This is a genomic window from Cellulophaga sp. BC115SP, assembly GCF_009905545.1.
Taxonomy (GTDB): Bacteria; Bacteroidota; Bacteroidia; order Cytophagales; family Spirosomataceae; genus Flectobacillus; species Flectobacillus rivi.
In genome coordinates, this window is the sequence record NZ_JAAALB010000006.1 from 161831 (window position 1) to 175005 (window position 13175).

The following is a 13175-nucleotide window of genomic DNA, read 5'->3' on the forward strand; positions in this document are numbered from 1 at the left end:
GACAAAAACTTCAAAATACAGTTTAAGCACATTCGACTAGCTTATGAGCTTACTACGAATTTGTCAAATTTTGAACTTTATTTATCCAATTACAAATCATTATTTATTAAAAAATCAAAATTGTTCAAAAAATGGCAATTATTAGCCAAGATTTTGACTATTGCAATAGGCTAAATTTGTATAACAATTTCAATAACAGATATTACTAAACTAACAAGACCATGCAAATGACTCCAACAATGGCTCCAACGATGATGGCCAATCAAAATCATAAAGATATTCCAGGCAATCCTTCTACTGCGACAAGTAGCAAAATCGGTTTGAACGATCGTAGCAATGGCAAACCCTTACGTGTATTGAGCGAGGAAGATTGGCAGTTTTGGATTCATAATGGATATGTAGTCATCAAAAATGCTATCTCACGTGAGCAAGCAGCTAAAACTGCAGCATTTCTTTGGGAGTTTGAGGAAAAAGATCCTAATAATTCTGACACGTGGTATTCGGCACCAAGAGCTGAAATGCAAATGAAGGAACTAGTGGGTAGTGGCATGGTCGAGGTTTATAACCATCAGTTGTTATGGGAAAATCGTCAGGCGCAACGCGTGTATGACGCCTTTGTGGACGTTTGGGGTACCGAAAAATTGTGGGTAACGATTGATAGAGCCAACCTCAACTTTCCGATGCGTCCTAATCATATTTTCAAAGGCTTTATACACTGGGATTATGACCCTGAAACTCGCCCTCAAAATGTACAAGGAGTCTTGGCATTAGCAGACCAAACAGACGAAAATATGGGCGGTTTTCAATGTATTCCAGAGCTTTATCGTACTTATGATACTTGGAAATTGACTCAACCAGAGGATAGAGATAGATTTAAGCCTGACACCACTGGTCTCGAAGAGCATTTTGTAAAAGTAAAACTGGAAGCTGGCGATTTGCTTATTTTCAATAGTACACAGCCACATGGTATTCGTCCAAATAAAAGTGAAGATAAAGTACGTATTGCCCAATATATTTCGATGATGCCAGCCGAGGAAGATAACGAGGCTTTGAAAAATTGGAGAATCAACTCATGGAAAAACCGTATCGCTCCTGAAGGATACGCATTCCCAGGCGACCCAAGAAACTTTGAAAGAGACCGCTACGAAACAGCAGTATTATCAAATTTAGGGAAAAAATTACTTGGACTTGACAGTTATTGAGTAATTGAATGAATTCCGACTGAGTGATTTTTGAATAATCTATTGATGGAATATTTAATAAAATCACTCATTCTCTAACACACAAATAATCTAAAACCATGCAGTTATATACAACTTTAAATACAGGACAAACTATGCCTTTGTTGGGGCTTGGCGTATATGATATGTACAACCAAGAAGCTGAACAAGCCGTCGAGTGGGCAATAGAAACGGGTTATCGATTAATAGATACGGCTTCGATGTATGAAAATGAGGTCGAAATTGGGAATGCCATCCGAAGAAGTGATATAGCTAGAAATGAATTGTTTGTAACAACCAAAGTTCACAACAACGACCAAGGCTATGATTCTACTTTGAGAGCCTTTGAGCAAAGTCTCAAAAAACTATCGATTGACTATATTGATTTGTATTTAGTGCATTGGCCTGTTAAGGCAACTAGAAAGGAAACTTGGTTGGCTCTTGAGCATCTATATCAAGAAGGAATGGTTCGCTCAGTTGGGGTAGCAAATTATCTTTCCCCTTTCTTAGAGGAGCTTTCTGAATACGCAAATATCGTCCCTGCGGTCAATCAAGTGGAATTCAGTCCCTATTTATTTCTGGAAGATTTATTAACCGAATGTCAAGTAAAAGGTATTCAGTTGCAGGCTTATACGCCATTAGTTCGTGGGCAAAAGATGAATGACCCAAGACTTGTTGCTTTGGCTGAAAAATATGGGAAAAGTCCCGCCCAAATCATTTTACGTTGGGCACTCCAACATGGAGTTTCTACTATTCCGAAATCATCCAATCTCAAACGTTTGAAGGAAAATTTTGATGTCTTTGATTTCGCTATTTCTTCTGAAGATATGCTATTGATTGATGGTTTGGATGAACAATTAAGAGTAGTCGATGACCCTATGGAGATGTTTTATTGATTTTTAGGGGCAGAGGTGCAGCATAGGCACAAAGGCAAAGAGGAACAAAGGCACAGAGTGTGAGAAAATCTCTCTACCACTAGACGCAAATATTGCGTCTCTACCGAAAATCCCTTTGTACCTCTGTGCCTCTTTGCCTGTTCCCTCCAGACGCAAGCATTACGTCTCTACTGAAAACCCCTTTGCCCCTCTGTGCCTTTGTACCTGTTCCCTCCAGACGCAAGCATTGCGTCTCTACCGAAAATCTCTTTGTGCCTCTTTGCCTGTTCCCTCCAGACGCAAGCATTGCGTCTCTACTGAAAATCTCTTTGCCCCTCTGTGCCTTTGTGCCTGTTTCCTCACACAGACGCAAAACATTGCGCCTCTACTGAAAACCTCTTTGCCCCTCTGTGCCTTTATGCCTGTTCCCTTACACAGACGCAAGCATTGCGTCTCTACCGAAAATCCCTTTGTGCCTCTGTGCCTTTGTGCCTGTTCCCTCACACAGACGCAAGCATTGCGTCTCTACTGAAAACTTCTTTGCCCCTCTGTGCCTTTGTGCCTGTTCACTTACACAGACGCAAGCATTGCACCTCTACCGAAAATCCCTTTGCCCCTCTGTGCCTTTGTGCCTGTTCCCTCTCTCCTCTTCCGTTGAATAGTTTTTATTGTTTTTCAGGCATCTACGTTTCTTTTTTTTGTAAAATGCAACGAATTTTACATTCAAATAAAATTTGCCAATAAGAAAATTCAACATGAGAAAATTTACCTTATTATTCTTTATTCTTGCTATTGGAATTTACTGGAGCTGTAAACAAGAAGTAACCGTGGATTTACCCAAAGAGACCTCATTTTATATCGTAGGCGACTGGGGAAGGATGGGACAATATGCTCAGACTTCTATTGCCAAGCAAATGGATAAATCGGCTAAGCTAACACCCATCGACTTTATTTTCTCGACAGGTGATAATTTTTATGAAAATGGTGTAGCCGATGTCAACGATGCGCACTGGAAACAATCCTTTGAGCAGGTATATAGCGGTTCTAATATTTTGAAAAACTGGTATATCACCCTTGGTAATCATGACTATATGGGTAATCCTACAGCACAATTGGATTACGCTAAAATCAATAAGCGATGGATTTTGCCTAATAGATATTATTCTTTTGTGCGTGAAATGGCCAATAACAACAATGTTCGATTTGTGATTATTGATACTACGCCACTCATCAACGAACACAGAACGAATGCTTTTATGCACTCGGATATTTTGTCGCAGGATACTCAAAAGCAATTAAAATGGTTAGATAGTACCTTAAGTGTGAGTAAAGAAAAAATCAAGATTGTAATAGGACACCACCCTATGTATTCGGCAGGAACAGGTAGAGGTGACCAAGCAGAAATCATTAGTATTATCAAACCCCTATTGAATAAATACAAAGTACAGTTATATATTTCGAGCCATAGCCATAATAGCCAATATCTAAAGGCTCCAGACCTAGATACTGAACTATTGGTGAGTGGCGGAGCTGCGTATGCTAATGATATTGTCCGAAAAGAACATCCTTATTTGCTTTTTGGCACTAATACTCCAGCTTTTACCTCAGTCAAAATCAAGGATAATTTGATTACCACAAGCTTTGTGGATAGTACCGGAAAAGTGCTATATTCGAAAGATAAACTAATTGTTCCATAAGTTGTGCCATAAAATGTCGTATATTAGCACATTGGAATCTAGAACTAGCACACGGTACAACTTTTTAGGTGTAACACAAAAACTATTGATTAACAGCAATGCCTACAATTTCTCATTCTGAATATCTAAATGCACTCAGGATTATTAAAGAGTACGAGGAGCAGAAACTAAACGCAGGAAATTTTTTAGAAACGCTTAGCGCCAGTAAAAACTTAAAGCGTTTCCTCCAAGACCACAATGTAGTGAGTTTTGATCAGTTGGTTGAACTTTTTCAGAACGGCACCATGAACTCATGGTCAGGATTTGGTAAAAAGCTTTTGTTGGAGATTGAAGACCTCATCCAGAAAAGTACTGCCTTACAATAGTTCAATTCAGCAGTAAAAGTTATTAGTATATCTGTTATCAGAAACACTATTAAATGATTTTATGTGCTGATAAAATGAACTACAAAAAAAGCTGAGAAGACAAATCTTCTCAGCTTTTTTGTTACTAAGTAATAATGCAAAAAAGATTGCATTATTACTCCTTAAGCTGTAAGCCCTAGGCAATAGGCATAAATGTTTTCATTATTTTATGCAAAATACTCTTAAACTTTTAGAGTATGTTTAAAATTTTATTTGGCATTTGTAAAAGAAACAGAATTTCCTTTCGCTACTCCTTACTTTTCTTGTCTTGACACAAGAAAAGTAACCGCAGCGGCGGCCGCAAAAGAAAGTCAAGAAATCCTAAACTCGCCTTCGGCTCAAACAGTAGGATTTCAGAAAACAAATACATACCTTTTCTTTTTCAATGACTTATGAAATTTAAACATACTCTTAGTCTATGGCATAATGCCTACTGCTTATTGCGAGTAAATTTATTTTCTAATTACTGCTCCGATTTCTTTCTCGAATCCAGCCATTAAACGCTCCATTGTTTTGTCAATTACTTTATCTGTCAATGTTTGTTCATTGTCTTGTAAGATAAAGCTTACCGAGTAAGACTTTTTACCCTCGCCCAAGTTTTCGCCTTGATATACATCAAATACGTTGATTTGGCGCAACAAGTTCTTCTCATACTGTTTTGCCAATTTCTGAATTTGGTCAAACGTAACTTCTTTATCTAATACTAGCGAAAGGTCACGACGAACTTCAGGGAATTTAGACAATTCAGTAAATACCACGTTTTCTTTGTATTGTTTGAACAAATAGTCCCAATCCAAATCAGCATAGAATACCGCTTGTTTTACGTCGGTAGCCTTCGCCAATTTTGCTTTTACCAAACCTAGGCTTACACATTCTTTTTTGTTGATAACATAGTTCAAGCCATATTCAAAAGTAGCAGAACCTTCGATTGGTCTTGTTTGGAAATCTTTGAAACCTAGACTTTTCAACAATTTAGTAACTACATTCGCCAAAGTGTGGAAAGAAATCTTTTCAGATTTTGCCTGCCAAGTCTCTGCCGAAATATTACCTGTTATGTAAATCGCTAAATGGCGTTTTTCTACGTATTTGTCGTTTACTTTATGATAAGTTTTCCCGAAATCAAACAATTTCAAATCCTTCTGGCGACGGTTGATATTGTGAGCCAATACTTCCAAACCTGAGAAAACCATTGATTGACGCATAACCGCCAAATCTTCTGATAACTTGTTTAGAATTTCAACATTTTCACCTTGTAAATCACTTTGAATCAAAGCAGCATAAGAAGGCTTTGTCAAAGAGTTGGTAATGATTTCAGAAAAACCACTTCCAGCCAATCCTGTAGCAATTTTCCATTGTAATTTATCACGGTCTTTTGCAGGGAAATCAGAAAGATAGTCTGTTCCTAAATTTTCTGAAAGTTCAATATTGTTGAAACCGTACACACGTAAAATTTCCTCAATAATATCAGCTTCACGCGTAACATCAACACGGTATGGAGGAACAATGGCTGTAAAACCAGCTTCAGTTTCTTCAGTGATTTGAATATCTAACGATACCAAAATAGACTTGATAAGGTCTTTTCCTAATTGTTTACCAATCAATCGGTCGATATTGCGATAAGTAACAGGTACCACAAAATCTTGAATTGGAGTTGGATAGAAATCTGAAACTTCAGAAGCAATCACACCGCCTGCTAATTCTTGAATCAACAAGGCTGCATATTTTAAAGCATATAATTTAGCATTTGGATCAGTCCCACGTTCAAAACGGAAAGAAGCATCCGTTTTCAATCCATGACGTTGTGCTGTTTTACGAACAGAAGCAGGATCAAAATACGCTACCTCCAAATATACACGAGTTGTTTCGTCTTTGATACCCGAAGTAGCACCACCAAACACACCCGCAATACCCATTGGCTCTTCAGCATTACAAACCATCAAATCTGTTTCGCCTAAAGTACGCTCAACTTCATCAAGTGTGGTAAACTTAGTTCCTGCTGGTAAAGTTTTTACCACTACTTTTTGACCTTTGATGGCACTCCAATCATAAGCGTGCATGGGTTGACCCAAACCATGACAAATAAAATTGGTAATATCAACGATGTTATTGATAGGACGCAAACCGATGGTAATCAACGCATTTTGTAACCATTCTGGTGAAGGTTTTACCGAAACGCCATCGATAGTTACTCCACAGAAACGTGGACAAGCTTGTGCATCTTCCACAACAAGCTCGATTGGGAAATTTGTATTATCTACTTTGAAAGCCTCCACTGATGGCAAGGTAATCTCACGACCCGTAGCAGCTTTAATATCACGAGCTACTCCCCAGTGAGATGCAGCATCGGCACGGTTTGGTGTCAAACCGATTTCAATCATATAATCTGCTTCAAGGTTGAAGTATTTGGTGGCAGGCGTACCATTTGGTAAATCTGTATCCAAAACCAAAATACCATCATGCGAAGATCCGATACCAATTTCGTCTTCTGCACAAATCATCCCTTCAGACAAATGTCCGTAAGTTTTTTTACTAGAAATAGCAAACACAGGTTTTCCTTCTTTGTCATAAAGCGTTGTTCCAACTGTTGCTACAATCACTTTTTGACCAGCGTCAACATTGGCTGCACCACAAACGATTTGTGAGGGTGTTTCTTGACCAATATCTACTGTAGTAAGGCTCAATTGCTTTTCTTTCACCATAAATCGTTCGCAAGTAAGTACTTCGCCAACAACAAAGCCTTGTAACCCACCTGGGATAGAATCGTGACGCTCGATGCCCTCTACCTCCAAACCAGTACCTGTCAACATTTGGTCTAGCTCTTCGGGAGATTCATTAATTTCGATGAACTGTTTAAGCCAATTAAGTGAAATTTTCATTGTGTATAAAATTAGATAATACCTTGCTAGTGCAATCTTGTTTACTCAAGTATTGGGAAAGTGCTTTAGCACCTGAGTAATGATATTATGAGTTGTTGTTTTTCCGTATTTGTATTTGAGAGCGCAAAGTTACAAGTTTTACGCTTTTTGTACTTGCTTGATTAAAACAAAAACTCCGTAAGTCCTTGAAAAACTTACGGAGTTGGTCATTAAGGGATTATTCAGGGGTTTTTATAACTTCAAAACCATCTGCGCTCGGTCAGCTTTTGAGATTTTTTTGTAAAAATCTATCAATTCAGCAAATTCATTGGCCTTATATTTTCCATTGTTGCGTGTAAACTTACGAGTCAACAACAACTTAGTACCTTGTAATTGGTACTTTACTTGGAAGGTACCAAATTTTGACGTGAAGCTTACATCAGTTGGCAACGCCTCCACAGCCTGATAAGTTGGTAGTTGAATTTCTATCTCGTCATTATAGGATATATTATTAAATAGCTCAACATCCATTGTGCGAGGCTCGGAGCCTGATGATGGTACACCATCTTCTTTGTAAAAAATGGATGGTGTCACAAATAATCTCGATCCGCTTGGGGAGGTCAACTTCTTCAAATCTGCATCAAAAGCAATTTGAACACTTGGTATTTTATCTCTATTTTCTTGTAATGCAATTTTACTCAACTGTGCATTGCCCAAATAAAAGCTCTTTAAAAGAGAGGTCGTTGTCTTTTCCTGATTATTTTCATGAATTAAACCAACGACATCGTCATAAAAAATCCCTTTGAAATTAGCATCAATTTTTGCCTTTGCTGAACCATCAGCACCTAATTCCATTTTGACTTTTCGGCTAACTTGATTGTCTTTTGCAGACAAAGCAGGTGTTTTGACCAATACGCCTCCAGTAGGTGTAGCCAAAAGAGTATGACGATTGGCTGTAAAATTGGATAAATACCCAAAAGGATTCGTCTGAGAAGTACATTCAAGCCAAATGGTATCTTTGGGCATAGGTACACACAAAATAACGTGGTTGAATTGTTGCGCTGGAAAGTCCGTCAGAATATCGGCGGTAGCTTCCCCTGCTTTTATCGAAGCATAATGCGACTCGACACCAATAGTTTTTAACATAGCTTTTGTAAAAAAACTTAGTGCCTTACAATCTCCATATCCTTTTTCGGCTACTAAAGAAGCCTCAAAAGGTTGCAAGCCTCCAATCCCCAACTGAATACTAATATATCGGGTATGTTGTTGAAGGTATTCATATACCTTTTTGACTTTTGCTTCTTGTGTAGTTTCTCCTTTGACAAGTGACTGGATTTCATTTACTACTCTAGGAGGTAGCGTTTCTCTTCCTTTGTTGAGCAAATTATCAAACTCTCCAACTTTTTGCCAAGTAGAAAAATCACCTTTATAACCATCCATTTCAAACGTAGCAGGAGCCGTCCATACACCCGGGCCACGCTCAGACCAAGCTGGAGCATAAGGCTCATGAGCCTTAATCGGGAGATTGCTAACTTTCCATTTATACACCGTATTAGCACCATTCTGAGATTTTTCGACCGATGCCACGCCATTGATTTCCTTATATCGTAATTGCATATTGGCAGGCATCTCTATTTGTAAGCTACTGGCTTGTACTGACACATCGTCGGTATCATCGCCAGGGAACCATGATTCATAGTAAGCCATTCTCTTATCGGACACTTCGTAGGAATACTCTACCGTAAATGGAAAGTTCGCATAGTTGAATTGTACCGATTTATAACGATAATCATCGAATAGATTGGTTTCTGATACGTTACCTATGTCTTTTATTTCCTCTTTTTTGAGCTTACGAAGCTTATTGCCAGCAGCATCGTAAAGTACGCCTTCGAGGTCGGTCACTTTCGAGAGTTTGTTATAATCGATATAGAGATGTCCATATTTGAGCCCTTCTTCATCGAGAATTGTAATAACTGTATGTTTTTTTCTAGTTAAAAAACCTTCATTTTTTACAATTAATAGATTTTCGTCTGTACGAATTACAGCGTGAGCCTTTTCCTTTAATTTATCAGGAATACCTTGTACATTCCAAACCACTGTTTGGGCTACAATAGGATAAGAAAAGCACATTAGTAATAAAACTTTTAGCAATCGTGTAGTAAACATCATAGTATTATTTTTTTTGAAGAACAATCATTTCATTGTGTTTGGCCACAATATGGTCATAAACAGTACGAATGGCCTGATATTCGTCCACACTATAAATAGATTTTTTGAGTTGTATTTGACTGGTTACGATAATCACTTTTCCGCCTTGATATTGTGCCACCGTAAAATTAAATCTACCACCATCCTCAGGCAATGTAACTCTAATAGCCTTAGGCAGTTCTACGACTGCATAATTATCAGGAATAGTATATTTACAAGTAATAGTCTCTTCGGTAGGATAGGTAAAATCTATTGGAAAAGCTCTTTCGGTACTAACAAAAGGGTGTTCGGTTGTGCCATCATAAGGGATTGTTTTAAGATAGATTTTACCATTTGTAACACTATATCCCTCTGGGTTTTTCCCTGTCACGGCTATTACAGGTTGAACATCCGTATCTGTATTGGAAAAGCCCTCAAATTCTACCAAAGCTTTATCGATAGTAGAAAGTTTTTTACGAAACTTTTCTGCAAACTTTTCTTTACCTAATGCATTATATTCGGTACGATAGTCAATGGCTTGATACCCTACCCCAGCATAAGTAATTTGGCTCTCAAGTTCTGATTCTTTTTCCCCGAACGTAAATTCCATATTAATCATCTCTCCACTTTTCTCAGGTGTACGAATAGGAAGCCATTGAGATTTATTACTAATTAATAAACGACCTTCGCCCACCATACAAAAACTTGGTAATAATCCCCAGCGAAGATTTTTATCAGTTACATCTAACAAGACATCCTTTCCTTTGATATTGACATGAGCTAAAGTATAATTGAATCTAGTAATCATAGGGTAATCTTTCCATATCCGACCGTGCTCACGGGTGCTGATTACTACAGGATTGGCCTCTATTCCGACCTGACGAAGTAGCGAAATAAGCAATAAATTCAGCTCAGTACCTGAGCCTGTTTTACGGTTGAATACCTCCTTCAATGGGTTTTTGGTAAATAGATATTTATTACCGTCCCAAGTAAAATTACTTTGCACATATTTATAAACTTCTTTTGCCAATTCAAGCGTATCTGTTTTTTGACTTTTGAGACTTTGAGCAGTAGCCTCAAAAGCAGATATTTTGCTTATTCTTCCTCCCAAATCCTCGTCAATCAATAATTGCTTGTCAAAAGCAGGCCAATCCATCGAAAGGTTTTTAGGCTTACTCATACCATCTACAATGTATTCAGCTAGCTCAAAGTGGATTTTTCGCGTATAATCATCTAAGTTGGCAACATACTTTTCACGATTCAGGGCAGGAACATTCAACATCAACCATTGGCAAGTGCGATACTCGTCGGCTGTTGCGCATTTATCAAATGAAAGTTTGCCTTCACAAGCCTGCATCAAAATACGATAGGCTAAATTGGTTGGAGAGCTAAAGGTATATTCACTTCGCTCACAAGGAATATTATACTGAAAATACCAATCTTTAGGTTTGAAAGGATACGGCGACCGAACAACATAAGAATATTCAATGATGGAACCTTCTTTTACTTTGGGTAAAGTGAAGCTTACTTTATCATAAGATTTATCATATTTTCCTTTAAATATATCCTTGGGATCGAGCTCTTCAATTGTTATTCCATCATTTGCAAAATTGTAGGTTCTACCTTTTACGTTTTCGATTGTCTCTATATTTTGTTGGTTATCATCTTTGTAGAGGAAGAGTGTTTTTGTGGCACGTTCGAAAGCACTTTTTTTCAAGACTTTGATTCTGGTAAAGTATTGATAGGCGATTTCATATCCTCCTTCTGAGTTTTTATAAACCCATCCATTTCCATAATTCATCATGATATAAGCTTCGGCAGAAGAATCCTTGGCATATTCTTTTTTCTTCAAATCCTCTACTTTTACATCAGGAAAGGTGGGTAGTTCTCGTTGGGCATTGGCCATAAAAGCCATCGAAAGCATTAGTAGTAAAATAGTTACTTTTTTCATTAGTGTTAAGGTTTATTTGGGTTGTTTTTGGAGAACGATTTGTTCACGATGCTTCCCCAATACAAGATCAAAAATTTGACGGATACTCTGATACGCCTCGACTTCGTAAATAGCCTTTTTAAACTGCAATTGGCTTGAAACAATTATCGTTTTGCCTTCATTTTGTGCTTGTACTGTAAATACAAAACGACCTCCATCGTTAGGCAACGAAGCACGTACCGATTTTGGCAATTCAATGATTTTGTAATTATCGGGTATGTTTATTCTACAAGTGATGATTTTTTCTTGAGGATAAGTAAAATCTACAGGAAAATTTCTCAATGGATTGGGCAGAGGATGTTCCTTTATTCCTTCAACAGGTAAGGCTTTGAGATAAAGAAATTTATCTGATTCATGATATGCCTCCGAAATTATTCCCTTCAATCTGATTGAGGCTTGGGATTCTGTATTAGTCGAATCCAACCCACTCAAAGAAACAACGGGTTTCTCTATCACATCAGCCCTTTTTTTGAGTGCTTCAATGTATTTTTCTTTTCCTAAAAGCAGGTATTCTATTCTAAATATAGCAGATTGGTAATCGTTGCCCGAATAGTCAATTTCTGTATCTATTTCACCTGTATTTTGCGCAAAATTTACCTGAACATTTACTAAAGTTACAGCCTTTGCAGGGCTTTTGATGGGTATCCATCTACAGTCATCTTGCTTGATTAATCGCCCTTCGCTTACCATGCAATATTGTGGTAACATCTCCCATTTCAAAAATCGATTTGATGCATCTAAAAATATCGATTTCCCTTGAATTTGTGCATATACCAAGGTATAATCAAATCGCTTGAAGGCTGGAAATTCTTTCCAAGGACGGCCATTGCCTCGCGTGTTGATGATGAGTGGATAGGCGTCGATACCGACTTGTCTCAATAGGGAAATCAACAGTAAATTCAATTCTGTTCCTGTTCCAGCTTTTTGGTCAAACACCCTTGTAATTGTGTTATCGGGTATTAGCTCATAACCTGGCAAGTGCCTAAAGTTATCACGGATGTAATGATAAACTTCCTTCGCTAAAGCTAAAGTATCCAGCTTTTTTGCAAGGAACTGATTGAGGATTGGTTGAGCAGCCTCTACTGAAACTATACTTTTTCCAAAAAGCTTTGACCTCAACAAATAGTTATCAAAACTTGGCCAATCGAAGGCTAATTTCTTAGGCTCTGACATACCAGGCATAATATATTCAATGAGTTCAAAATGAAGTTTACGTACATAATCGTCTGTAGATGCGGCAAACTCTTCTTTTCTTATAGCTGGAATATCATGCATAATCCAGTGACAAGAGACCATTCTTTTGCTCACAATACAAGTATCTACGTCAAATTTTCCTTCGGTAGCTTGTTCGATAGCTCGGTAAGAAAAGTTTTTGGGATATTCAAAAAAATACTCACTAACCTCAGTAGGAAGATCCTTCTGAAATAACCAGTCTTCAGGATTAAAAGGAATCGGAGAATGGACGACATAAGAGTACTCGATGATAGAGCCTACTTGTACTTTTGGGAGGACAAAGCTTAACTTTTCAGTTTCTGAATCAATTTTACTCTTGAAAATATCTTTGCTTGTAAGCTCTATTTCTTCGATTTGACCACCAACCAGATTATAAGTTTTACCCTTGATATCCTTGATTCTATCGATCAGTTGACGATTTTCTTTAGCAAAAAATCGCTCGTAGGTAGCTAATTTGAAAGCACTAGGTTTTAATATTTTGATTCGTACAAAAACTTGGTAGGCAATTTCATAGTGATCGAGCTCATCGTACACCCAAGTATGTCCGAAGTTTTGCATATAGTAAGCCTCTGCACTCGAATCTTTATCATACTTATTACTTTGTAGATCCGCAAGTGTAACAGGACGAAACGGAGGAAGATGCGTAAAGGACTGAGCTTTTATTACATTTATTTGGAAGAGTAATATAATCAGCAAAAGCAATTTTTTCATAAC

The 13175-nt window shown here is 37.8% G+C and carries 8 protein-coding genes; 4 read left to right on the forward strand and 4 right to left on the reverse strand.

Going from position 1 to position 13175, the window contains the following annotated elements; translation table 11 throughout:
- Positions 1–221: 221 nt before the first annotated feature.
- The 4 genes from GVN22_RS07135 (at position 222) to GVN22_RS07150 (ending at position 4157) form a co-directional block, all read left to right on the forward strand.
- Positions 222–1202, forward strand: a complete 981-nt coding sequence (locus GVN22_RS07135) for a phytanoyl-CoA dioxygenase family protein (protein WP_166550351.1) — start codon at positions 222–224, stop codon at positions 1200–1202.
- Between the two features lie 98 nt (positions 1203–1300).
- Complete coding sequence (locus tag GVN22_RS07140; RefSeq protein ID WP_166550352.1) at positions 1301–2116, forward strand: aldo/keto reductase; 816 nt, start codon at positions 1301–1303, stop codon at positions 2114–2116.
- A gap of 734 nt (positions 2117–2850) precedes the next feature.
- Entirely contained in the window at positions 2851–3792 is a 942-nt protein-coding gene (locus GVN22_RS07145; RefSeq protein ID WP_166550353.1) for a metallophosphoesterase, read from the forward strand.
- A gap of 98 nt (positions 3793–3890) precedes the next feature.
- A complete protein-coding gene (locus GVN22_RS07150) occupies positions 3891–4157 on the forward strand; it encodes a hypothetical protein (RefSeq protein WP_166550354.1) in 267 nt (88 codons plus the stop codon).
- A 491-nt stretch (positions 4158–4648) separates the two neighbouring features.
- On the opposite strand, the gene pheT is transcribed toward GVN22_RS07150, so the two are convergent.
- The 4 genes from pheT to GVN22_RS07170 all read right to left on the reverse strand — a co-directional run bounded on the left by pheT (position 4649) and on the right by GVN22_RS07170 (position 13172).
- Positions 4649–7072, reverse strand: coding sequence for a phenylalanine--tRNA ligase subunit beta (gene pheT, locus GVN22_RS07155; protein WP_166550355.1), 2424 nt, complete (start codon positions 7070–7072; stop codon positions 4649–4651).
- Between the two features lie 231 nt (positions 7073–7303).
- Positions 7304–9220, reverse strand: a complete 1917-nt coding sequence (locus tag GVN22_RS07160; RefSeq protein WP_166550356.1) for a DUF3857 domain-containing protein — start codon at positions 9218–9220, stop codon at positions 7304–7306.
- A gap of 4 nt (positions 9221–9224) precedes the next feature.
- A complete protein-coding gene (locus GVN22_RS07165) occupies positions 9225–11189 on the reverse strand; it encodes a transglutaminase domain-containing protein (protein ID WP_166550357.1) in 1965 nt (654 codons plus the stop codon).
- Between the two features lie 12 nt (positions 11190–11201).
- Entirely contained in the window at positions 11202–13172 is a 1971-nt protein-coding gene (locus tag GVN22_RS07170) for a DUF3857 domain-containing protein (protein WP_166550358.1), read from the reverse strand.
- Positions 13173–13175 lie beyond the last annotated feature (3 nt).